Source organism: Octadecabacter temperatus, assembly GCF_001187845.1.
Classification (GTDB): Bacteria; Pseudomonadota; Alphaproteobacteria; order Rhodobacterales; family Rhodobacteraceae; genus Octadecabacter; species Octadecabacter temperatus.
In genome coordinates, this window is record NZ_CP012160.1 from 329599 (window position 1) to 352533 (window position 22935).

Below are 22935 nucleotides of genomic sequence, written 5' to 3' on the forward strand. Positions count from 1 at the left end.
CGTAGCGTTAGTCTTGCGCGACGCGACAAACCACCACATCTTACTGAATAGGGAAAACTGCCCGCAAGGGTAGGGAAATTAATTCGGGAGGAGCGAGCGATGACGTTTGCATCTATGGCTGATCGCAATGCGATCGAAAACGAGATGACGTGGGAAGAGCGCGATGTTGCGCACTCTGTTTGGGCTCAGTTGGGCCGCAATTCTGTAAAGTTTCCAGATCGTGACGCGGTTACGTTTCAGATGTTCTCTGGTGAGAACGATCCGTTCGAAACACTGAATTGGTCCCAACTTCAGGGCAAAGTCGCGCAAACAGCAAATCTGTTTCGCGAACTAGGTGTGGGTTCGGATGATGTTGTCGCGTTCTTACTGCCGAATGCGATGGAAACAGTGCTGACGTATTTGGGCGGAACCGTTGCAGGCATCGTAAACCCGATTAACCCGCTGTTGGATGCTGACCAAATCGGCGCGATCCTGAAAGAAACCGGCGCTAAGGTTCTTGTGACGCTCAAGGCGTTCCCGAAAACCGATGTCGCGCAAAAGGCAGCGGAAGCGGTGGACCATGCGCCGAACGTGAAGACCGTTGTTGAGGTTGATCTGCTGAAATACATCGGCGGCTTCAAAAAGTTGATCGTTCCGCTGATCCGCCCAAAGGTGAAAGTGAACCACGGCGCGGCCATTATTGATTTCAATAAATCCATCGCCAAACAGCCAACCACGCTAACATTTGAGGACCCGACAGAAGACCGAGTTGCGGCCTATTTCCACACGGGTGGGACGACGGGCATGCCAAAGGTCGCCCAACACCGTAATTCTGGCATCATCTACAATTCGTGGCTTGGGGATCATCTGTTGTTTGAACCCGAAGACATCCTGATTTGCCCGCTGCCGTTGTTCCATGTGTTTGCGACCATCGTGTCGCTTGGTGCATCGCTTGGCTCTGGTGCGCATATCGTATTCCCAACGCCGCAAGGCTATCGCGGAGACGGGGTGTTCGATAATTTCTGGAAGCTGGTTGAGCGCCATAAGGTGACGTTCATGATCACAGTGCCGACAGCGATGTCAGCCTTGATGCAGCGCCCTGTGAACGCGGATATTTCGTCTCTGCGTTTGGCATTCTGTGGCTCTGCTCCATTGCCGCTTGAGCTGTACAAGAAGTTTGAAGCTGCAGCTGGCGTTACAATTTGCGAAGGCTACGGCCTGACCGAAGCGACATGTCTCGTGTCGATCAACCCACCGACAGGCGATAAGAAAGTTGGCTCAATCGGGGTTCCGTTCCCGTATACGAATGTTCGTATGATTGATGCATCAACGCACCGTGACGTCCCAACCGGTGAGATCGGTGAAATTTGCGTTGCGTCGCCAGGTGTCTATGACAACCACACCTATACCGAAGCCGCCAAAAACGCGGACCTCTTCTATCCGGGTGAAGATTCGCCAATCGAAGATCCCGTGCAGTACCTGCGCACAGGCGATTTGGGGCGTATCGATGAGGATGGTTACCTGTGGATCACAGGGCGTGCGAAGGACTTGATCATTCGTGGCGGTCACAACATCGATCCCGCAGAAATCGAAGAAGCCCTCGCAGGACATGCACAGGTAGCGTTTGCAGGTGCAATTGGACAGCCGGACGCCCATGCGGGTGAAGTTCCTGCAGCTTTCGTTGAACTAACAGAAGGTGCGACGGTAACTGTCGAAGAGCTTATGGAATTTGCCAAAAAGCACATTCACGAACGTGCAGCTTATCCAAAGCACCTTGAAATCATGGATGAGCTACCGAAAACGGCTGTTGGAAAAATCTTTAAGCCTGATCTGCGTAAGTCTTCTATCACACGGATTTATAATGCCGCATTGGATAAGGCCGGTGTTCCCGCTCAGGTGACGTCTGTTGTTGAGGACAAGAAGCTTGGCCTTGTTGCGCATGTTGCCAAGACAGGTGAAGCCAGTGATGAGCAAGTGAACGGTGTTATCGGTGCGTTTACCCGCCCTTGGGTCTGGGTTTCGTAAGTAAGATAAAGCGATGAAAAGAAGCGCCGCCCTTTCGGGGCGGCGCTTTTCGTTTATTCATCAGGTAACGAAAAGGAACCCTGATGAATAATGAGCCCCATGCGATTGCTGTGATGGACGGCACATGCGCGCTTTGCGCGTTTGGCGCGAAGATGGTGCACCGGTTGGACAAGACCGGAACCATCAAGATCGCCCCAATACAGGGTGAAGCCGGGACGGCATTGATGGTGGGGCACGGGCTTGATCCGCTTGATCCGGATTCATGGTTGTTCATCGAAGAAGATGGAACAGTCACACGCGACCTTGATGCCGTTATTCGACTGGGCCGTCGAACCGGTGGCATCGGGTGGCTTTTGGTTTGGTTCAAAGTTTTCCCAAAACCCGTTCGTGACTGGATGTACGCCCGCGTTGCGCGCAATAGGTATACGATGTTTGGTCGTGCGGAGATGTGCGAAATCCCAAACGCAGAACTTCAGGCGAGGTTGTTGCCATGAAGGTGCTGGTTATTGGCGGTACCGGAATGTTCGGTTCGCGCCTATGTGAGCTTTTGGCGCGGGATGGGCATGACGTCACAATTGCCAGTCGGCGAAAGCCGGATCCGATGAAAACACCTGAGCTTGCCAGTTTTGCCCATGTCGAATTTGACAGGAACGGGCCGCTTTCATCGTTTGACGACTATGATGTGATTGCTGATGCCGCGGGTCCGTTTCACGCTTATGGCGATGATCCATACCGTATCGCGAAAGCGGCAATTGAAGCTGGATCGCACTACTTTGATCTCTGCGACAATGCCGCGTTTTGTCAGGGGATCAATGTGCTCGAAGGTGCGGCAAAAACCGCAGGCGTTACCGTCGCCTCAGGCATGTCATCCGTTCCTGCCGTTTCTTCAGCGGCGGTTGAGGCACTCTGCGCTGGGCAAACGCCTTTGATGATCGAAACAGCGATCTTACCCGGTAACAAAGCGCCGCGTGGGCGAGCGGTCGTGGAAAGCATCCTCGATCAAACCGGGCAAACTTACGTTGAACGTCTGGGTGGGCGCGATGTGCCGGTGCGCTCGTGGTCGGGATCTAAGACCTATGATCTTGGGGAATACAGGCGCCAAGGTTGGCGGATTGAAGTTCCCGACCAACGATTGTTCCCCGATCATTTCAACTGCCGAAGCGTTAGCTTTCGGGCGGGGCTTGAGCTTGGCATGATGCGGTATGGGCTCGGGGTGTTGTCGCTTGTCCGCAGCAAAATCGGCTTTGGCGTTCCGAACTGGTTCGTGTCTTTGATGATGCTTGGCGCAAAAGCGCTGGAACCGTTTGGGACAGATCGCGGAGCCATGGTTGTCGACGTGACACTTCCAAACGATGCGGGCTTCATTCGCAAGACATGGGTTATGCGGGCGGAAAACGGGGACGGCCCCTATACGCCCGCGATCGCGATCCGCGCAGCATGTCGTGACCTAGCCACCCTGAAATCCGGCGCAGGTCCAGCGTTGTCTTTGGTCGCACTAGATCAAATCGAAGCCTGCTTTGATGATCTCGACATCGAGACCGAACATACGCAACAGGATGCCATTCCGATATTTGAACAGGTTCTTGGTGCACAGTTTGATACGTTGCCTGACGTTATATCGGCGACGCACAACGCAGTTACACCCCGCGCGTTCAAAGGCATGGCGAGCGTGACGCGCGGCACCGGGTTGCTTGCCCGCATCGGGGCGTTGTTGTTCGGGTTCCCGCCATCAGCGCAAAGTGTCGAAGTCGAAGTGGTGAAAACCCCTGATGGTCGCGGTGAAACATGGGTGCGCCGTTTCGGGACAAAGACTTTCAAATCTTTCCTGCGCCCAAGCGATAAAGGTATGACAGAGCGCTTCGGCGCGTTGACCTTTAACCTTGGTCTGCAAATTCAAGACGGCACGCTGCATTTTCCTGTGACGGGTGGCCGCATCGGGTTCATCCCGATCCCGCGCTTTATGCTGCCGCAAAGCATCGCTTCGGAAGTCGACAAAGACGGGCTGTTCCATTTCGATGTACTGTTGAAAGCCCCGACAGGCGCGACACTGATCCATTACAAAGGTTGGCTAAAGCCAGAGTAGTCGTTGATGAGGCGACCATTCTCAAACTTCGCAACCTGTGGTTGGGGGTTTTTGAAAATAAACTTTGTGGAATCGGGGCAGAGACTTGCGCCAATGAATTGAGCTGTTGGCGTCCGGAGTGTGCAAAAAACGTCCCTATTGCAGCGCTCATCTGCCTGAAAAGTAAGCGACCTCCGTTAACTAAGGTTAGAAAATAGGCATTCCAGATTGATCTGACGCAAATTGCGCCGCTTGACGTTGTCGTGCGGCTCTTGGGCGTAAAGGGTCCTGCTGTCCCCACAAACGGGGGCATGAGTGCCATGCAAGGGCGTGATCGTGGAAGAAAACAACCCTCGCATGGCTGCAACAAAAAGCTGCGGCTAGCCGGATACAACAGTTAACGCCTCATGAATAGGCGCAACGTTGATTTGGTATGTAGCGGCAAAAAACGGGGGACCGATCCTTTGAATACGTCCAAAAAACTTCTCTCTACTCTGTCGACAATTACTTTGATTGCTGCGGGTAGCAGCGCGATGGCGCAAGATTGCACCATCAAAGTGGGTGTTCTGCACTCGTTGTCCGGCACAATGGCGATTTCCGAAACAACACTGGCTGACACGATGCAAATGCTTGTCGCCACACAAAACGAAGCTGGCGGCGTGCTTGGCTGTGAGTTGGAAGCGGTCGTTGTTGACCCTGCATCCGATTGGCCGCTGTTCGCTGAAAAAGCACGTGAGCTGCTGACAGTTCACGAAGTTGATGTAATTTTTGGTAACTGGACGTCTGTTTCCCGTAAATCTGTTTTGCCTGTGATCGAAGAGCTGAACGGCCTTCTGTTCTACCCAGTCCAGTACGAAGGCGAAGAGTCTTCACGTAACGTGTTCTACACAGGAGCTGCGCCAAACCAGCAGGCGATCCCAGCGGTTGACTACTTCCTTGAAGAGCTTGGTGTTGAACAGTTCGCGCTGTTGGGAACTGACTATGTTTACCCACGTACGACCAACAACATTCTCGAAAGCTACCTGATCGAAAAAGGTATCGCGCCTGAGAATATCTTCGTGAACTACACACCATTCGGTCACTCTGACTGGGCAACGATTGTTGGTGACGTTGTGGCGCTCGGTGCTAACGGCAACCAAGTTGGCGTTATCTCCACAATCAACGGTGACGCGAACGTAGGTTTCTACAAAGAATTGGCTGCTGCCGGCGTTTCCGCTGACGACATCCCAGTTGTCGCCTTCTCAGTTGGTGAAGAAGAGCTGTCTGGCTTTGACACATCCGAATTGGTTGGTCACTTGGCTGCATGGAACTACTTCATGTCTGCAGACACCGAAGCGAACACGCAGTTCATCGCTGATTGGCAAGCCTACACTGGCGACGACACACGCGTCACAAACGACCCAATGGAAGCCCACTACATCGGTTTCAACATGTGGGTGAACGCCGCTGAAGCTGCGGGTACCGTCGATGTCGACGCAGTTCGCACAGCAATGTACGGTCAGGAGTTCCCGAACCTGACAGGCGGCACAGCCGTTATGTTGCCAAACCATCACCTGTCTAAGCCAGTTCTGATTGGTGAAATCACAGCGGACGGTCAGTTCGACATCATCAGCCAGACAAGCGAAGTTCCGGGCGATGCATGGACAGACTTCTTGCCAGAATCTGCGGTTCTAACTTCTGATTGGAAAGACCTCGGTTGCGGCATGTACAACACTGAAACTGAAACATGCGTTCAGCTGACATCTAACTACTAAGATGCATTCCGAGGTGGGCAGGGCACGTGCCTTGCCCACCTCAACTATTTTCAAAGAAAGAATACCCAATGCTGCGCCTTCTCTTCGCGTGCCTATCGCTTTGTTTGGTGCTGGTTTTTGGCCAATCCGTCCAAGCGCAATCCCTGCAAGATGTCCTGCAAGACAACGCTGAAGCTGTCGCGAAACCTTCGCGCCGTACGGTGGATGATGTGATTGCAGCCTTGGTCGCTTCATCGGCCACTGGCATTCCTGATTTCCTAGAAGGATGGCGCGCCAAAGAGATTTGGCAGCGCGACGCCGACGGTTTGTTTTTCCGCGCTGTAGAAGACGGGGATGGTTTGATCCTTACCGATCTGGACACCGCAGAGGTCACGACCGTTGCCGATGATGACGGATTTAGCCAAGCCAAACCCAATGCAGGCGTGCGCCGCGTGATCAGCAGCGCTTTGGTTCAGTTTCTGTTGTCCGATCCTGATATTACACGCCGCCAATCTGCTCTCGACGCCATTGGTCGCGACCCGTCCGGCGATCAACTCGAGCCACTAAGGGCGAGCATCGATGGAGAGCCGGATGCAGAAATCCTCGCGCGTAAACAGCAGCTGGAACGGCAGCTGACGGCGCAATTTGATGAAGACCCAAGCGCAAGGGTCGCAGCCATCAACGATCTTTCTGGTGACGTAAGCGTAGAAGTGCGCGGCGTCGTGAGTCAAATTCTGACGACCCGCCAATTCGTTGCAAGCTCAATCCCTAACGAAATCAACGTTGCCCGTATCCTCGAGATTGGCGAGGACCTGACGGAAGATGAAGCATACCAGTTGCTGGTTGATGCGGACCTCGCGGATGCGACAGTCGCACCCGAAGATATCGTGACCGTTCTAACGGCGCAGGTTGTGGATGGGCATGTGGCCGGAGTTGATGTTTCGACCCTTGATACCGATGGGGCACGGGTTGCCGCCTATCAAACCTTGGCCGACCGCGGGGATGCACCGCCATTTGTCACACCGGATGCGCAGGTTGCAGCTATGGCTGCACACACCTTTTATCTTGCCTATGTCGAACCCGATGCAACGATCACTGGCGCGGCCAAACAGGCACAGGACGCGATTTCGACGCAACTAGCAGTTGGGGAAACCCTCGATCTGACGCTTGATGGATTGTCGCTGGCATCGATCTACTTTCTCGCGGCGATTGGCCTTGCGATCACGTTTGGCGTCATGGGCGTTATCAACATGGCGCACGGCGAGTTCATTATGATGGGCGCCTATACCGGCTACGTCGTTCAGCAAATCGTTCCGGACTATACGTTGTCTATCATCATCGCGTTGCCCGCGGCATTTGCCGTTACCTTCGCCGCTGGTGTAGCAATGGAGCGATTGGTCATCCGTCATCTATACCACCGTCCGCTTGAAACGCTTCTGGCGACGTTCGGCATCGCGATTGTGTTGCAGCAATTGGCGAAGAACATCTTCGGGACGCAGGCGCGTCCGCTGACATCGCCGGATTGGTTGGCTGGGGCTTGGGTCGTGAATGACGTGATCCAGATCAGCTACATTCGCATCGCGATTTTCGTCCTCGCGTTGCTGTTCTTGGGCCTCATCCTGTTCATATTAAAACGCACACGATTGGGCCTAGAAGTCCGCGCTGTGACGCAAAACCCCGGCATGGCGGCAAGCATGGGTATCAACCCTGACCGCATCAACATGCTGACGTTCGGGCTTGGGTCTGGCATTGCGGGCATCGCGGGGGTCGCCATCGGGCTTTATGCCAAGGTGACCTCGGAAATGGGCGCTGATTACATCGTCCAGTCCTTCATGACGGTTGTTGTCGGCGGCGTTGGTAACGTTTGGGGCACCCTTGCGGGGGCATCGTTGATCGGGTTCACGCAAAAGGGGATTGAGTGGTTTAACCCTTCCAACACCTTGGCGGCGCAGACCTATATGATCTTGTTCGTAATTCTGTTCATTCAATTCCGACCCAAGGGCATTGTCGCCCTTAAGGGTCGCGCGGCGGGGGATTGAGGACATGAAAAACACATTGATCGCTCGTAACCCGTCAATCCTTTGGTTCCTTTTGGCGCTGTCGGTATTCACGGTGTCCGTAACCGTGCTGAGCGAAGCAACTGGCTTTGGCTTAATCTCGACTTCGTTCCTCAAGACCCTCGGCAAGACGCTTTGCCTTTGTCTGGTCGCCATCGCGATGGACGTGGTTTGGGGATACTGCGGCATCCTTAGCCTTGGCCATTTCGCGTTCTTCGGCATCGGTGGCTACGCTATCGGCATGTGGTTGATGTATGCCCGCACCGAAGCCATCGTACAGACATCCCTGCAGGCATCAGTATTGCCCCCCACGCCGCAGGAGGTCACAGACGCAATCGGGAGCCAGATTTTCGGCGTTGTCGGAAGCTCGGACTTTCCTGCGATATGGATGTTTTCGCACAGCTTACCGCTGCAGCTGCTTGCCGTTGTGTTGGTGCCAGGCTTGCTGGCCTTCGTTTTCGGTTGGTTGGCCTTTCGCAGCCGCGTCACAGGCGTCTACCTTTCGATCCTGACACAAGCGATGACCTTGGCGCTGTCGCTCTATTTGTTCCAAAACGACACGGGACTGCGCGGAAACAACGGGCTGTCAGGTTTGCAGAATATTCCGGGCCTTGAGGATCGCGGACAGGATATCGTCTCGCTTTGGTTCTTCTGGGCTTCGGCGCTGGCACTGGGATTGGGTTATGTTTTGTTCGCCTATGTCGTCTCAGGTAAGTTCGGATCGGTCATTCGCGCAATCCGCGACAACGAAGCGCGCGTGCGTTTCCTTGGCTACCATGTTGAGCAGTACAAGCTGTTCGTCTTTACTCTCACGGCGATGGTTTCGGGCATCGCAGGCGCGCTGTATTACCCCCAAGCGGGCATCATCAACCCCGCGGAAATTGCACCTATCGCATCTATTTATCTGGCGGTCTGGGTGGCGATTGGTGGGCGCGGTCGGCTTTATGGTGCGGTGATTGGTGCGGCCTTGGTGTCGCTGTTGTCGTCATGGTTTACCGGCGGTTCCGCCCCCAACATCAACCTCGGGTTCTATGTGATTAAGTGGACTGATTGGTGGCTGGTCTTGCTTGGTCTGTCCTTTGTATTGGTCACGCTGTTCTTCCCTAAAGGTATCGGTGGTGTGTTTGATGCCATTGCCAAGAAGAAGGACCCTGAAAGGCAGGGTGATTTCGGCCCCGATCAAGGTGCATGGCGCGACAAAGAAGGAGAGCCATCATGAGCACGCTTTTGGAAGTTTCCGGCGTTTCAGTCACCTTCGATGGGTTTCGCGCGATCAACAATCTGTCAATCCAAATTGCGGAACCTGAACTGCGTGCCGTAATTGGCCCCAATGGGGCAGGCAAAACCACGTTCATGGATATCGTCACGGGTAAAACGCGCCCTGATGAAGGGCGGGTCATCTTTGGCGAAAAATCGGTGTCGTTGTTAGGCATGACCGAAAGCCAGATCGCCCAAGCGGGTGTCGGGCGCAAGTTTCAAAAGCCAACCGTGTTTGAAGCTCAGACCGTTCATGAAAACATTGTTATGGCACTGCGCAACAAGCGCGGACCGTTGGATGTTTTGTTCGGCGGAAAGGCCACGAACCGTGAGGCCCGCGTTCGTGAGATAAGCGATGAAATCGGCCTAACGGATGCGTTGGACCAGCAATCAGGCGCGCTGAGCCACGGTCAGAAACAGTGGCTCGAGATCGGAATGCTGCTTGCGCAGGATCCGCGTCTGTTGCTTGTCGATGAACCCGCCGCAGGGATGACACCGGCGGAACGCGAACACACGACCGACTTGTTGGTGCGCGCCGCCAAGACCCGCGCCGTGGTCGTGGTTGAGCACGATATGGAATTCGTGCGCCGCTTGAACTGCAAGGTCACAGTTCTTCACGAAGGCTCGGTTCTGGCCGAGGGCAGTTTGGATCACGTAACGAAAAACAAGGACGTCGTTGACGTCTATTTGGGGCGCTAAAGCATGTTGGATGTCACAGACCTAACGTTGAAATACGGACAAAGCCAAATCTTGAACGGGATCAATCTGACCGCGAAAAAAGGTGAAATCACCGCTGTGATGGGGACAAACGGGGTTGGCAAAACATCGCTTTTGAAAGCCATCGCGGGCCGCCACCCGATCGCGTCAGGGTCGATTGCGTTGAACGGTTCGCTGATTGAGAAACACTCGGCTGTCAACGCAGCTAGGGCAGGGATCGCCTATGTCCCACAAGGTCGCGAAGTGTTCCCGATGATGACCGTGACTGAAAACCTAGAAACTGGGTTTGCCTGTCTTGATGGGCGCGCTCACAACGTTCCCGATCACATCTACGAGCTGTTCCCAGTGTTGCATGAAATGTCTGCGCGGCGCGGGGGCGATCTTTCCGGGGGACAGCAACAGCAACTCGCAATTGCGCGGGCATTGATCACCAAACCGTCTGTGCTGCTGCTTGATGAACCCACGGAAGGTATCCAGCCCAACATCATCCAACACATCGGTGACGTGATTGCAAAGCTGCGCGATCAAGGTGAGATCGCGATCGTGTTGGTCGAGCAGTTCTTCGATTTCGCGTTTGAACTTGGGGATCAGTTCGTAACGATGAACCGCGGTTCGGTTACGCTCGATGCGCCGTCCAAGGATGTTGAGCGAGAAAAACTGCTGGGCCTCGTGTCAGTCTAGCGTCAGTCCGCCGATGTTTGAGATCAACTGCAGCACATCGTTGACCCCTTGATCATTGCGCAGTGAGCAAAACACGAAGGGACGATCGCCGCGTATACGTTTCGCGTCGCGCTCCATCACGTCCAAAGACGCGCCAACATGCGGCGCGAGGTCGGTTTTATTGATCACAAGAATGTCCGACTTGGTGATTGCAGGCCCACCCTTGCGCGGAATTTCTTCGCCGGCGGCTACGTCGATCACATAGATCGTGAGGTCGGCCAACTCGGGACTGAACGTCGCGGATAAATTGTCCCCGCCGCTTTCGATCATCGCAACTTCCAGATCGTCGTGGCGGGTTCGCATTTCGGCGATGGCCGCCAGATTGATAGACGCGTCTTCGCGGATTGCGGTGTGGGGGCAGCCACCCGTTTCGACACCAATAACCCGATCTTGTGGCAAGATTTGCATCCGCATCAAGGCTTCTGCGTCTTCTTGCGTGTAGATGTCATTGGTGATGACCCCAATCGAAAGCTTGGGGTGCAAAGCACGCGCCAATGCCGCCGTCAGTGTTGTTTTGCCAGCGCCAACCGGTCCGCCAATACCAATGCGCAATGGACCATTGTTCTGTGTCATGAGCGAAAAATCCTAGGCTGCAAAGTTTCATGTCGCATTGCTGCGATGTCCGACAAGAACGCGGTGCTTTGTAAGTCATCAAGACTGGAAAGTGCCGTGTCGTCTGCGATTTCGGTGCATACGGGCGCAAGGGCTGCAAGCACGGCTTGGCCTTCGGTTTGCCCGAGTGGGACGGCGCGAACGGATGCGGACACCAAGTTGCTGACAAAGGCGTGCAGATACATCGACGCCGTCAATGTCGGGTCAAGGTTCAAACGTGCAGCCGCTGCACCAACGGCGACCGGAAACAAGTGCTCAGGCGCGTCGACATCCCAAATGTCGGCTACGGTTTTGGTGAACGCCGCACCCTGCCGCTCGCTTTCCATTCGTCGCTCGGCAGAGGATGAATTGGCGACGCCATGTGCATTGACCATGTCCAATGCCTCACGATCTGCACAGCCGTAAGCGGCCCGCAACAAGATACAGTCGTTGCGTCCACTTCCATTGCGCAGCACATCCGTAAGCCAATCCTGCATTTCGCCAGCGGTGCCGATTACGCCGTCCGCAATCGCCATTTCAAGACCATGGGAATAGGCGAACGCCCCGACAGGAAAACTGGGGGAGAGCCATTGCGCCAAAGTAAGGATATCGCCGTTAGTGGTCATGTGCTGTCGCTACATGTTCATGACTGTGGGTGCGCCCGTGCCCGTACGCGCCGCCTTCGGGTGTGAAGGGCTGGACAACTGGCTGCACGGTCGCGCCGAGGTGCTCAAGCATGTGACCGATGACGGGATCAGCCTGTATCAGTAAGTGATCTGGCTCAATCTGGCAGGGCGTGTGGCGATTGCCAATGTGCCACGCCAGCTGGGTCAAGTTGCCTGTGATGCGTAGCAGGTTTTCGTCAGCGGCCAAAACCTCAACCAATTGTCCGTCGGAAAGCACGAACGCGTCCCCTTGGTTCAAGGACGTGGTACTTTCAAGATCAACAAGGAACTTCCCGCCGTCATCTGTCGTCAACATCTTGCGACGTAAGAACCGGTCGTCATAGGTTAACGTACAACGGCCAAACGGAGCCGTGGCATGTGCATGCCGTTTGACAGTTTGTGCAGTTAAGTCAGCCATTCGCGCGCCTCATTCAGCCCGAACAGAAACGAAAGTGTAATCGTCCCTGCCGTCGGGATCGGAGTAGGCTGTCAGGATGGCTGTCTCGAGATCTGGAAAATAAAGCATTTCTTCGGTGTGGTTGTAGTCACTGTTGGTGTATTTTGCGGTCACTGGGATCGCGTCCAACGTACAATTGCCAAACTGGACGCTGGTCAAAGCCCCCCAACGGTGACGCACGTTTTCAACCTGTGTTTCGCCCATTTGGATTTGTGTCGTCCGCGCTGACCATGATCCACCCGCGATAGGGGCGGGCATGTCGGCAATCGGCATCTCAAAAACAAATTGCCAAAGTGAATCTGGGATGACCCGCCCATTCTCGATTGAACTCAGCTGAAGCACGTGAATGCCATGAACCACGTAGTTGAGACTTTCATCGCCGTCATAGAAAGTGGTTTGCTGAACCGCCCCGTTGGACGCCATGCTGTGAATTTCGTAGTCACCGTTGTCTTGGTCAAAACGTATGCCATCCCCGTCCAGCATTGCCGCTGTTGGGCAACTGGATTGCGCGATTGCACCGATTGGGGTCAGCAAAAGGCTTGCGAGAAAGGTCATGCAAAGGGGTTTTGAAACTTGGATCATTTTTGACCTCTCAGAACATAAAGTAACGTTGCGCCATGGGTAGCACATCCGCTGGTTGGCAGGTGAGCAATTCGCCGTCCGCGCGAACCTCATAGGTTTCTGGATCGACTTCAACACTAGGCGTCGCGTCGTTCAGCACCATGTCTGACTTACCGATGGTTCGTGTGTTCTTCACCGCGACGGTCTGCTTTGCGAGGCCAAGAGTCTCACGCAGGCCTGCGTCTTGTGCAACACCGGATACAAAGCTGACTGAGGTATGTTGTTGCGCGCTGCCATACTGGCCAAACATCGGCCGAGTATAGACGGGTTGTGGCGTCGGAATAGACGCATTCGGGTCACCCATTTGCGCCACAACAATCGAACCCGCCATCAGTACCATTTCGGGTTTCACCCCAAAGAATGCCGTGTCCCAAAGCACGAGATCAGCACGTTTTCCGACAGAGATATCACCGATCACATGTCCCACACCCTGCGCGATGGCGGGGTTGATCGTGTACTTCGCGATGTAGCGGCGCACGCGCATGTTGTCGTTGTCACCCGTTTCGTCTGTCAATGCGCCGCGTTGCTTTTTCATTTTGTCGGCGGTTTGCCATGTGCGGATCAAGACTTCTCCGACGCGACCCATAGCCTGACTGTCAGACGCGATGATCGAAAACGCACCGATGTCGTGCAAGATGTCTTCGGCTGCGATGGTTTCACGGCGAATACGGCTTTCGGCGAACGCGATGTCTTCGGGGATCGATTTGTCGAGGTGGTGGCACACCATCAACATATCGAGGTGTTCTTCCAACGTGTTCACCGTGAAGGGGCGCGTTGGGTTGGTCGAACTTGGTATGACATTGTCATGCCCGCAAATCTTGATGATGTCTGGGGCATGGCCGCCGCCTGCGCCTTCAGTATGGAAAGCGTGGATCGTGCGGCCTTTCATGGCGCCAACGGTGTGTTCGACAAAGCCGGATTCATTTAGCGTGTCCGTGTGGATCATCACCTGCACATCAAGATCATCGGCAACGCCAAGGCAGCAATCAATCGCGGCAGGGGTGGTGCCCCAGTCTTCGTGCAGTTTCAGCGCACAAGCACCGGCTTGAACCATCTCAACCAGGGCGTCTGGTTGGCTGGCGTTGCCTTTGCCGGACAGGCCGATGTTCATGGTGATCCCGTCAAAGGACTGCAACATCCGCCCGATATGCCAAGGGCCCGGCGTGCAGGTCGTGGCCAATGTCCCGTGCGCGGGCCCAGTGCCGCCGCCAAAACAAGTGGTGACACCGGAATGCAGGGAGTCTTCCATCTGTTGTGGGCAAATAAAGTGGATGTGGCTGTCGACACCGCCCGCCGTCAGAATGCGGCCTTCACCTGCGATAATCTCTGTCCCTGGTCCGATGATAATATCGACACCGGATTGCGTGTCGGGGTTGCCAGCTTTGCCGATGGCGTGGATGAGGCCGTCTTTCAGCGCAACGTCCGCTTTGTAGATGCCAGAATGGTCCACGATCAGCGCATTGGTGATGACCGTATCCACAGCACCACCAGCGCGGGTGACTTGGGATTGGCCCATTCCGTCGCGGATCACCTTGCCGCCGCCGAACTTCACCTCTTCACCGTAGGTGGTGAGGTCGCGTTCAACTTCGATGATCAGATCGGTATCAGCCAGACGAACTTTGTCACCTGTAGTGGGGCCGAACATGGCGGCATATTGAGCGCGGGGGATTTCACGAGGCATCTATAGGTCTCCCATTATTTCTTGGTTGAAACCAAAGATTTTACGATCGCCCCCAAAGGGGATCAGTTGCACGTCGCGACGCTGGCCTGGTTCAAACCGCACGGCGGTTCCAGCTGCGATGTCTAAACGCATGCCGCGGGCCGCAGTTCGATCAAAATCCAACGCTGGGTTGGTTTCCGCGAAATGGTAATGACTGCCGACCTGCACAGGGCGGTCGCCGGTGTTGGCTACGTTAAGCGTGATCGCCTCTGCACCCTCATTCAGGGTCAACGGCGTATCGGCTGGGAAAAGCTCTCCGGGGATCATGGCGTTCTCCTACCTAATCGGGTTGTGGACGGTGACGAGCTTGGTGCCGTCTGGAAAGGTCGCTTCGACTTGCACGTCGTGTATCATCTCGGGGATGCCTTCCATGCATTGATCGCGGGTGACGACTAAACCGCCCGCTTCCATCATATCCGCGACAGAGCGCCCGTCGCGCGCGCCCTCAACCACGGTGTCTGTGATTAGGGCAATCGCTTCAGGATGGTTTAGCTTAACGCCGCGCGCCAAACGTTTGCGGGCGACCTCGGCGGCCATAGCGATGAGGAGTTTGTCTTTTTCTCGCGGGGTAAGTTGCATGGCTTAAAGCCTCCATGACACGGGGAGAGGGGATTGGTTCAAGTGTTCAAGTACGGGGATAAGAGTTCGGCGAAGTTCATAGCTGTCGGCGGCAAGCATGCGGATCACGAGGATGTCGTCACCCAACAGGCTCGCACCGGCAGTGTCGGGCAGCATGCCTCGGGTTTTGTCCAACTGTTGCGCCGCATCAGGCGAAACCATGACGACACTGCACATCGCACCCGCACCGCCAGCAATTGCTGCACTGTTCAATTTGGTGTCTGCATCGCCAACAAGATCGATGCCATCGACATAGACCGGAATGCTATTTCTCATGATCTTGATGCGGTCGTGAAAACGCACGTCTTGCAATGTTTCGCCCATCGCGGCGCGACCAAAGACGACCGGTTCGACCATAAGCAAGCGTGCGGATGGGGCGAGTTCGATATCCAAACGGCGTTGAAGGTTGCAGCGCTCAAACAGAATAAGCTCTTGTGGGAACCAGCGAAGTTGAGCGCCGTTACCGACCTTAAGCGTCGTGGTTAGTTTTCCAACTTCATCGGGTTGCGCGCGGTAGGCCCGTTCAGCTGCCTGCGTTGTGATCGTAAGCGACGCGTTTTCTGCCGCGGCCAAATCAAGATCAAAGCGATCACCACCCGTTATTCCGCCGGATGTGTTGACGATAACTGCTTCGACATCGGTCGTGAGGGAGCGTGGGAAAACCAACCGCAGAGAACCCGATTGGCGCAACGCCTTGATGCGCGAACGCGTGCCGTCCGAAGCCACGCTAACGGAAGCTGCCCCGACTGAACGAGGTTGCGCAGCCGCCGCCGTGCGCAAAGTTATTGGAGTAGATTGGTTGATGTTCAGTTCCCGCCGCTAAGACCACGCTGCAATCCATCATGGACTCGCGCTACCAGAAAGGACTGTAGGTATTTGAGTCGAGCCTCAAGGTATCGTGATTAATAATTGGGCGAAAACTGCAGCATTGGATTAAAAAGTACGCAGAAATAAAACTGCTGTTTGGCTACGCTAAAACCCTGAATCGATCAGTTAATGTAGCGCATTTGATTGCCGGCTGCTTGCGTGAATGGCGGTTGAAAGCGCTGCGAGAATGCTTGCGCGCGTTCATTGTGTCGAACGCATCAAAGACTTGGGGGATAATGGTGCTGCTAGGGAGAATTGAACTCCCGACCTCGTCATTACCAATGACGCGCTCTACCACTGAGCTACAGCAGCAACCGATGGAGCGCGAAGTAGACGTAAATTGGTGTTTCCGCAAGCCCTGACTGGACGGTTTTTACGCGTTCAGGTAACAGGTTCCCATGAACAACAAATCGCCATCCAAGACACCCCAAACGCGCGAAGACCGGCTAAAGGCCGCGTTGAAGGCAAACCTTGGACGTCGTAAGGTGCAAGCACGCGCGAAAGCGTCAAAAGAAGCGGGCGAAAAAGCCCCCAGTGAGAAAGAGTAACAGGCATGGATTCCATCGTAGTACGAGGCGGCAAGTCGCTGTCAGGGCAAATTGAAATCGCGGGCGCAAAGAACGCGGCGTTGACACTGATGCCAGCCACGTTGCTCAGTGATGAACCGTTAACGCTGACGAACACCCCACGCCTAAGCGACATCAAAACGATGACGTTGCTTCTGGAATCTTTGGGCGCAGAGATTTCTTCGCTGCAAGACGGCAAGGTTCAAACCATGTCTTGTCACGGTTCGATCAACACCACCGCGGACTACGACATCGTGCGTAAGATGCGCGCGTCCAACCTTGTGCTTGGGCCGCTTTTGGCGCGTGAAGGCCATGCAATTGTATCGCTTCCGGGTGGTTGCGCGATTGGTGCGCGTCCGATGGATATTCACACGGATGGTCTGGCCAAGATGGGCGCTCAGATTGATTTGAAAGACGGCTACCTTCACGCGAAAGCGGATGGTGGTAAGCTTAAAGGCGCTGTGATTGATTTCCCATTCGCCTCAGTTGGTGCAACCGAGAACATCATGATGGCCGCGACACTGGCCAAAGGCACGACCGTCATCAACAACGCCGCGCGTGAGCCTGAGATCGTCGATTTGGCGGACTGCCTGCGCAAAATGGGCGCACAGATTGAAGGTGACGGAACACCGAGCATCACAATCCAAGGCGTTGATCGTCTGCACGGTGCGACGCACCCTGTTGTTACAGACCGCATTGAACTTGGTACTTACATGCTTGCCCCTGTCATTGCGGGTGGTGAAGTTGAGTGCCTTGGTGGCAAACTGTCATTGGTTGGCGCGTTTTGTGAAAAGCTGGATGCGGCGGGCGTGTCCGTGGAAGAAACTAAGACCGGTCTGAAAGTGAAGCTAAAGGGTGATCGCCCGAAGGCAGTGGATGTGACAACTGAGCCATTTCCAGGGTTCCCAACAGATTTGCAGGCGCAGATGATGGCGATGCTTTGCTTTGCCGAAGGCACGTCCGTGCTGGAAGAAAAGATTTTCGAGAACCGCTTTATGCATGCGCCAGAGCTGGAACGAATGGGTGCAAACATTGAAGTACACGGCGGCACGGCCACGGTAACGGGCGTTGATAAGATGAAGGGTGCACCTGTTATGGCGACTGACCTTCGGGCGTCTGTGTCCCTGATTTTGGCGGGTCTTCGTGCAGAAGGTGAAACGCAAGTGAACCGCGTTTACCACCTTGATCGCGGGTATGAGGACGTTGCGGGCAAGCTTGGCAAAGTTGGCGCAGACATTGAACGGGTCGCAGGACGGTGAGTGACGCAACCTTCGAAGAAGGCGCGGAAAAGCCGCTACGCCTAAAGGCGCTCGACGTCGAAGATCTGGGCGTGTTGTCTGGCTTTATTCAGGACGCGGTTTTTCCGGGTTCTGAAATGAAGTGGGACCGCAATGCGCGCCGTTTCGGGTTGTTGTTGAACCGTTTCCGCTGGGAAGACGCAAGCCACGCAGAGACCCGCAAGCGTGCATACGAGCGGGTGCAGTCCGTATTGGCAGTTGAAGACGTTGTGCGTGTGCAGACCCAAGGTGTGGATGCACGTGACAGCGACATGATTTTGTCAGTACTGGCTGTGACGTTTGAGGCGGGTGAAGATGGTGGTGGCCATGTGATGCTGACCTTGGCAGGTGATGGTGCCATCCGTGTTGAGGTCGAAGCGCTTGAGGTTGTGTTGAAAGATGTGACGAGGCCCTATGTGGCACCGTCAAAAGCGAAACCAGAACATCCGGAGTAAACGCGTGCCGCGAGCGGGGAGGGGGCCAGCCCCCGTCGCCAAGGCGACTCCCCTGGGATATTTATGAGACAAAGACAAACATGAAAGCCGCTGAGCGAGAGATGTTTGCAAATAGGATAACTGAGTTATGCCGCAGTTTTTGAGCACAACGGATGATGGATTTGAGGTCTCGTTTCAGGCGTTGCTTGGGGCGAAGCGTGAAGATAGCCCTGATGTGGACGCCGTCGTCGCAGATATTATTGCAGATGTTCGGGCGCGCGGGGACGCGGCGGTGCTGGAACTAACGGCTAAGTTTGATCGTCTTGAGTTGGATGCAGCAGGGTTGCGGTTTTCTTCGGCTGAGATTGATGAATATTGCGCTCAGGTCAGTGCAGAAGATCGCGAAGCACTCGAACTCGCGGCGGAGCGTATTCGTGCGTACCACGCGCGGCAAATGCCTCAGGATGAGTTTTGGGAAGATGATGCGGGCGCGTCGCTTGGCTGGCGTTGGACGGCGGTTTCAGCGGCGGGGCTGTATGTTCCCGGTGGGATTGCGACCTATCCGAGTTCTGTTTTGATGAATGCGATTCCAGCGAAAGTTGCCGGTGTGGGACGCTTGGCGATGGTTGTTCCGACGCCAGACGGTGCGGTGAACCCACTTGTCCTGCTGGCGGCGCGTATTTCCGGTGTAGATGAAGTTTACCGTATCGGTGGTGCGCAAGCGGTGGCCGCGTTGGCATATGGCACAGAAACGATTGCGCCAGTTGATAAGATCACGGGGCCGGGCAATGCATTCGTGGCTGCGGCCAAACGGCGCGTTTTTGGCAAGGTCGGGATCGACATGATCGCGGGGCCGTCTGAAATTTTGGTGATCGCGGATAAGAACAATGATCCCGACTGGATCGCGTTGGATTTGCTGTCTCAGGCAGAACATGACGAAAGCGCACAGTCCATTTTGATCACGGATGACGCCGCATTCGGGTTGGCCGTGGCAGACGCCGTTGAAGTGCGACTGCAAACGTTGGAGCGCCGCGCTGTTGCCGGCCCGAGTTGGCGTGATTTCGGGGCGATCATCACGGTTCAAAATATGGATGAAGCGGTTGTTTTATCAGACAGAATCGCGCCTGAGCACTTGGAACTTTGCGTTGAAGATGCCGACGATTTGGCTGCGAAAGTCACCCATGCGGGGGCGATTTTCATTGGGGCTTGGACGCCCGAAGCGATCGGTGATTACGTTGGTGGGCCGAACCACGTTCTACCGACTGCGCGGTCTGCTCGGTTCTCAAGCGGGCTTTCGGTGATGGATTTCTTGAAACGAACAACGCTTGCGCGGATGACGCCAGAGGCATTGAATGCGATTGGTCCCGCTGCGGAACGGCTTGCCATTTCGGAAAGTTTGCAGGCACATGGGCTGAGCGTGCGTGCGCGGCTTGATAAGTTGAATAGGGACTAAGGTTTTGGCGAAGATTATTCATATTGATCTGGACGACAGCGCGCTGCCGCCGCCGACCGCCGAGATTGAACAGGAACGCAGGGTCGCAATGTTCGATCTGCTGGAAGACAACTCGTTTGTTTTGCCGGATCGTGACGGAAAGTCCCCTCCGGTTGGCCCATACCGTCTTGGGCTGTCGATTCGCCAAAAACGGCTCGTGTTTGAAATTGTGACAGAAAAGGGCGAGGCTGCTGGCGAGTTTCATCTGTCGCTTGGGCCGTTTCGCCAAGTGGTTAAAGATTACTTCCAGATTTGCGAAAGCTACTTTGACGCCGTGAAAACCGCAGCACCCAGCCAGATCGAGACAATTGATATGGCGCGGCGTGGCATCCACGATGAAGGCGCGCGCATTTTGCAGGAACGTCTCGATGGCAAAGCCGAAGTGGATTACGATACTGCGAGACGCCTGTTCACCCTTATATGCGTCTTGCACTTCGGAGGTTGATTTTGAGCGAGCTTCCACAATCCATTCTGTTTTGTTGTGACCACAATTCCGTGCGGTCGCCAATGGCAGAAGGGTTGTCGAAAAAGCTATATGGAACAGATATTTATCTGCAATCCGCTGGTGTGAAGTCTGACTTGGATATCGACGGTTTTGCCGTGTCAGTTTGCGAGGAGATGGGCATAGAGTTGTCGCGTCATCGCAGCCGTTCTTTCGACGAGATGGAGCAATGGGGGGATGACTTGTCCTCCTTTGATCTGATTGTTGCTCTTTCACCCGCGAGCCAACGTCGCGCGCTGGAATTGACCCGCCATTCCCATTTAGAAGTCGAATACTGGCCGATTATGGACCCGACTGGGCTGGGCGAAAGCCGCGAGGACCGTCTTGTCTATTACCGCCAAGCGCGAGATCAAATTCGTGCAAAGTTGATTGAACGCTTCGGCCAAGGAACGACCGCAAGCTAACTTTAGCGCGTTAAAACAGCCACCACTGGGCGGCTTTAATAGATTATCCCTTGAAACTGCGCCGCTTAGGGCGCATTTACCCGCTGTCCGCATTATCGCGGACGTTTCTAATGGAGAGAACATGGCCAAGGAAGAACTGCTCGAATTTCCAGGCGTCGTAAAAGAACTCTTGCCGAACGCGACATTCCTGGTCGAGCTGGAAAACGGCCATACGATCATCGCGCACACGGCAGGCAAGATGCGGAAAAACCGCATTCGTGTTCTGGCAGGCGACAAAGTACAGGTCGAAATGACCCCGTATGATTTGACCAAGGGTCGGATCAACTACCGCTTTAAATAATCGACCATGAGGTTGGTTCTAGGCTCCGGTTCCCCACGGCGGTTGGAGCTGTTGGCGCAGCTTGGGCTGACGCCAGATGACGTACGTGCACCTGATATCAACGAAGACCCGATTGGCGCCGAAAAGCCGCGCGATTATGTGCGGCGTATGGCGCGCCAAAAGGCAGAAGCGTCGACCTGCGCGGACGATGAAGTCGTGCTATGTGCCGACACCACAGTTGCGGTTGGGCGACGTATTCTAGGCAAGCCCGCTGATGCGGCAGAGGCGGAAGTATTTCTGCGCCTTATGTCTGGCCGACGCCATAAGGTGATCACAGCGATTTCGGTGAAGACTCCGAACGGCGTGCGCGTGAAAGACGTGGTGACAGACGTTAAGATGAAACGGCTGAGTGACGCCGAAATTGTGGGCTACATCGCAACGGATGACTGGCGCGGCAAGGCAGGTGGCTATGCAATCCAAGGGCCAGCCAGCGCGTTCATTCCGTGGATTGCCGGATCTTATTCCGCTGTGGTCGGGCTGCCGTTGGCCGAAACTGCGAACCTATTGCAATCATCAGGATTGGAGATTTGGAAATGAAAGGACGCATGATCGTTCTGGACCACGTCGCTGGCCGCGAGGCTGCCGCGTTATTGGTTGATGGAAAACTCCAAGACTTGATGATCGATGACGACGAAGCACCGCGCCCCGGCGCGATTTTTCGTGCGATTTGTGATCGTCCGCTAAAAGGGCAGGGCGGCATGATGCTGAAACTACCTGAGGGTGAGACGGCGTTCTTGCGTCAAGGTAAAGGTCTTGCACCGGGGCAGGCGATTTTGGTGCAAGTCACGGGCTATGCGGATGGCGGGAAAGCGATTCCCGTGACGGATCGTGTGCTGTTCAAATCCCGCTACGCCATCGTGACGCCCGGAAAGCTTGGCATCAATGTCAGCCGGTCCATCAAAGATGACGACGTGCGCGAACGTGTCTTGGCATGCGCCCATGAAGAAGGCGTGAGCGAAGGTTTCGGCCTGATCCTGCGTTCGTCCTGCGAAGGCGGGTCCGATGAGGACATCATTGAAGACATTGCCGCAATGGACGCTATGGCGAACGCCATAATGGCTGATAAAGACGGTGTCGCCGAGGCGCTGACTGATGGCGATGGCCCGCACGCCCTTGCATGGCGTGAATGGGTCGAGCCTGCGACTATTGTAACTGAGACTGGTGGTTTCGAAGACCAAGGCGTGCTGGATCAAATGGCAACGCTTTCCAGCCCGCGTGTTAGCCTAGAAGCATCTGCGTTTATGTACGTCGAACCTACGCGCGCGCTTGTCGCCGTTGACGTGAACACGGGTGGGGACACGTCGCCAGCATCGACGCTGAAGGCGAACTTGGCTGCCTGTAAGGCATTGCCACGCGCGCTTCGCCTGCGCGGGCTTGGTGGGCAGATCGTGATTGATTTAGCGCCAATGTCCAAAGCACACCGTAAACAAATCGAATCCACCCTACGTGGTGCGTTTCGTGAAGACACCATTGATACCGCGCTCGTCGGTTGGACGCCGCTTGGCCACTTTGAACTGCAGCGCAAACGTGAACGACTGCCAACCCCACTTGGGCTTGTCTAATGGCGTGTCCGATCTGCGATAAAGACACGAACCCAGCGTTCCGCCCATTTTGCTCAAAGCGGTGCGCGGATGTTGATTTGGCAAAATGGCTCGGTGGCGGCTACGCGATTCCAAGCAATGATCCCGATGATATCGATGAGCTGGAAGACGCGCTGGAGAAGGCGAAACAAGATCCAGAATTGCCACGCCCGTCCTAACTCACCCAAGTGATTTCATCGATTTGAAAGAAG

General features: G+C 55.1%; 26 protein-coding genes and 1 tRNA gene. 18 read left to right on the top strand and 9 right to left on the bottom strand.

Going from position 1 to position 22935, the window contains the following annotated elements; genetic code table 11:
- Positions 1-99 precede the first annotated feature (99 nt).
- The 8 genes from OSB_RS01785 to urtE all read left to right on the top strand — a co-directional run bounded on the left by OSB_RS01785 (position 100) and on the right by urtE (position 10511).
- The gene (locus tag OSB_RS01785; RefSeq protein WP_049833369.1) at positions 100-2004 is read left to right on the top strand and encodes an acyl-CoA synthetase; all 1905 of its coding nucleotides are present in this window, start codon (positions 100-102) and stop codon (positions 2002-2004) included.
- 83 nt (positions 2005-2087) lie between these two features.
- Complete coding sequence (locus OSB_RS01790; RefSeq protein ID WP_049833370.1) at positions 2088-2498, top strand: thiol-disulfide oxidoreductase DCC family protein; 411 nt, start codon at positions 2088-2090, stop codon at positions 2496-2498.
- Positions 2495-4087, top strand: coding sequence for a saccharopine dehydrogenase family protein (locus tag OSB_RS01795; protein ID WP_049833371.1), 1593 nt, complete (start codon positions 2495-2497; stop codon positions 4085-4087). Before OSB_RS01790 ends, OSB_RS01795 begins: the two co-directional genes overlap by 4 nt.
- A gap of 512 nt (positions 4088-4599) precedes the next feature.
- Positions 4600-5820: an urea ABC transporter substrate-binding protein gene (urtA, locus tag OSB_RS01800; RefSeq protein WP_234967388.1), complete on the top strand. Its 1221-nt coding sequence runs from the start codon at positions 4600-4602 to the stop codon at positions 5818-5820.
- 68 nt (positions 5821-5888) lie between these two features.
- Positions 5889-7838, top strand: coding sequence for an urea ABC transporter permease subunit UrtB (gene urtB, locus OSB_RS01805; RefSeq protein ID WP_049833372.1), 1950 nt, complete (start codon positions 5889-5891; stop codon positions 7836-7838).
- A 4-nt stretch (positions 7839-7842) separates the two neighbouring features.
- On the top strand, positions 7843-9075 hold the full coding sequence (urtC, locus tag OSB_RS01810; protein WP_049833373.1) for an urea ABC transporter permease subunit UrtC: 1233 nt from the start codon (positions 7843-7845) through the stop codon (positions 9073-9075).
- Positions 9072-9812, top strand: coding sequence for an urea ABC transporter ATP-binding protein UrtD (gene urtD / locus OSB_RS01815; protein ID WP_049833374.1), 741 nt, complete (start codon positions 9072-9074; stop codon positions 9810-9812). Before urtC ends, urtD begins: the two co-directional genes overlap by 4 nt.
- 3 nt (positions 9813-9815) lie before the next feature.
- Positions 9816-10511: an urea ABC transporter ATP-binding subunit UrtE gene (gene urtE, locus OSB_RS01820; protein WP_049833375.1), complete on the top strand. Its 696-nt coding sequence runs from the start codon at positions 9816-9818 to the stop codon at positions 10509-10511.
- Here the strand turns inward: urtE and ureG are convergent.
- From ureG to OSB_RS01865, 9 genes are all read right to left on the bottom strand, one after another.
- Positions 10503-11123, bottom strand: coding sequence for an urease accessory protein UreG (gene ureG, locus OSB_RS01825; protein WP_049833376.1), 621 nt, complete (start codon positions 11121-11123; stop codon positions 10503-10505). The two genes, urtE and ureG, sit on opposite strands and share 9 nt — an antisense overlap.
- The gene (locus tag OSB_RS01830; RefSeq protein ID WP_049833377.1) at positions 11120-11767 is read right to left on the bottom strand and encodes an urease accessory protein UreF; all 648 of its coding nucleotides are present in this window, start codon (positions 11765-11767) and stop codon (positions 11120-11122) included. Before OSB_RS01830 ends, ureG begins: the two co-directional genes overlap by 4 nt.
- Positions 11757-12224 (bottom strand): urease accessory protein UreE, encoded by a 468-nt coding sequence (locus OSB_RS01835; RefSeq protein WP_049833378.1) that lies wholly within the window; start codon positions 12222-12224, stop codon positions 11757-11759. Before OSB_RS01835 ends, OSB_RS01830 begins: the two co-directional genes overlap by 11 nt.
- A gap of 9 nt (positions 12225-12233) precedes the next feature.
- Positions 12234-12845 (bottom strand): hypothetical protein, encoded by a 612-nt coding sequence (locus OSB_RS01840; protein ID WP_049833379.1) that lies wholly within the window; start codon positions 12843-12845, stop codon positions 12234-12236.
- Positions 12846-12855: 10 nt separating this feature from the next.
- Positions 12856-14565, bottom strand: coding sequence for an urease subunit alpha (gene ureC, locus OSB_RS01845; RefSeq protein WP_049833380.1), 1710 nt, complete (start codon positions 14563-14565; stop codon positions 12856-12858).
- Positions 14566-14871 (bottom strand): urease subunit beta, encoded by a 306-nt coding sequence (locus OSB_RS01850; protein WP_049833381.1) that lies wholly within the window; start codon positions 14869-14871, stop codon positions 14566-14568.
- A 9-nt stretch (positions 14872-14880) separates the two neighbouring features.
- Positions 14881-15183 (bottom strand): urease subunit gamma, encoded by a 303-nt coding sequence (locus OSB_RS01855; RefSeq protein WP_049833382.1) that lies wholly within the window; start codon positions 15181-15183, stop codon positions 14881-14883.
- 3 nt (positions 15184-15186) lie between these two features.
- Positions 15187-15948: an urease accessory protein UreD gene (locus tag OSB_RS01860; protein ID WP_234967335.1), complete on the bottom strand. Its 762-nt coding sequence runs from the start codon at positions 15946-15948 to the stop codon at positions 15187-15189.
- Positions 15949-16326: 378 nt separating this feature from the next.
- Positions 16327-16401 (bottom strand) — tRNA-Thr (locus tag OSB_RS01865).
- An 86-nt stretch (positions 16402-16487) separates the two neighbouring features.
- On the opposite strand from OSB_RS01865, the gene OSB_RS16760 reads away from it, so the two are divergent.
- From OSB_RS16760 to OSB_RS01910, 10 genes are all read left to right on the top strand, one after another.
- The gene (locus tag OSB_RS16760; protein WP_169750360.1) at positions 16488-16637 is read left to right on the top strand and encodes a hypothetical protein; all 150 of its coding nucleotides are present in this window, start codon (positions 16488-16490) and stop codon (positions 16635-16637) included.
- Between the two features lie 5 nt (positions 16638-16642).
- Complete coding sequence (murA, locus tag OSB_RS01870) at positions 16643-17914, top strand: UDP-N-acetylglucosamine 1-carboxyvinyltransferase (protein WP_049833384.1); 1272 nt, start codon at positions 16643-16645, stop codon at positions 17912-17914.
- Entirely contained in the window at positions 17911-18387 is a 477-nt protein-coding gene (locus OSB_RS01875) for a DUF2948 family protein (protein ID WP_049833385.1), read from the top strand. The genes murA and OSB_RS01875 overlap by 4 nt, the downstream gene beginning before the upstream one ends.
- A gap of 127 nt (positions 18388-18514) precedes the next feature.
- Positions 18515-19819, top strand: coding sequence for a histidinol dehydrogenase (hisD, locus tag OSB_RS01880; RefSeq protein ID WP_049833386.1), 1305 nt, complete (start codon positions 18515-18517; stop codon positions 19817-19819).
- Positions 19820-19823: 4 nt separating this feature from the next.
- A complete protein-coding gene (locus tag OSB_RS01885; protein ID WP_049833387.1) occupies positions 19824-20303 on the top strand; it encodes a UPF0262 family protein in 480 nt (159 codons plus the stop codon).
- 2 nt (positions 20304-20305) lie between these two features.
- Entirely contained in the window at positions 20306-20764 is a 459-nt protein-coding gene (locus tag OSB_RS01890; RefSeq protein ID WP_412457884.1) for an arsenate-mycothiol transferase ArsC, read from the top strand.
- Positions 20765-20885: 121 nt separating this feature from the next.
- The gene (infA, locus tag OSB_RS01895) at positions 20886-21104 is read left to right on the top strand and encodes a translation initiation factor IF-1 (protein ID WP_008186030.1); all 219 of its coding nucleotides are present in this window, start codon (positions 20886-20888) and stop codon (positions 21102-21104) included.
- Between the two features lie 6 nt (positions 21105-21110).
- Entirely contained in the window at positions 21111-21680 is a 570-nt protein-coding gene (locus OSB_RS01900; RefSeq protein WP_049833389.1) for a Maf family protein, read from the top strand.
- On the top strand, positions 21677-22705 hold the full coding sequence (locus OSB_RS01905) for a ribonuclease E/G (protein ID WP_049833390.1): 1029 nt from the start codon (positions 21677-21679) through the stop codon (positions 22703-22705). The genes OSB_RS01900 and OSB_RS01905 overlap by 4 nt, the downstream gene beginning before the upstream one ends.
- Positions 22705-22902, top strand: coding sequence for a DNA gyrase inhibitor YacG (locus OSB_RS01910; RefSeq protein ID WP_049833391.1), 198 nt, complete (start codon positions 22705-22707; stop codon positions 22900-22902). The genes OSB_RS01905 and OSB_RS01910 overlap by 1 nt, the downstream gene beginning before the upstream one ends.
- Positions 22903-22935: the final 33 nt, after the last annotated feature.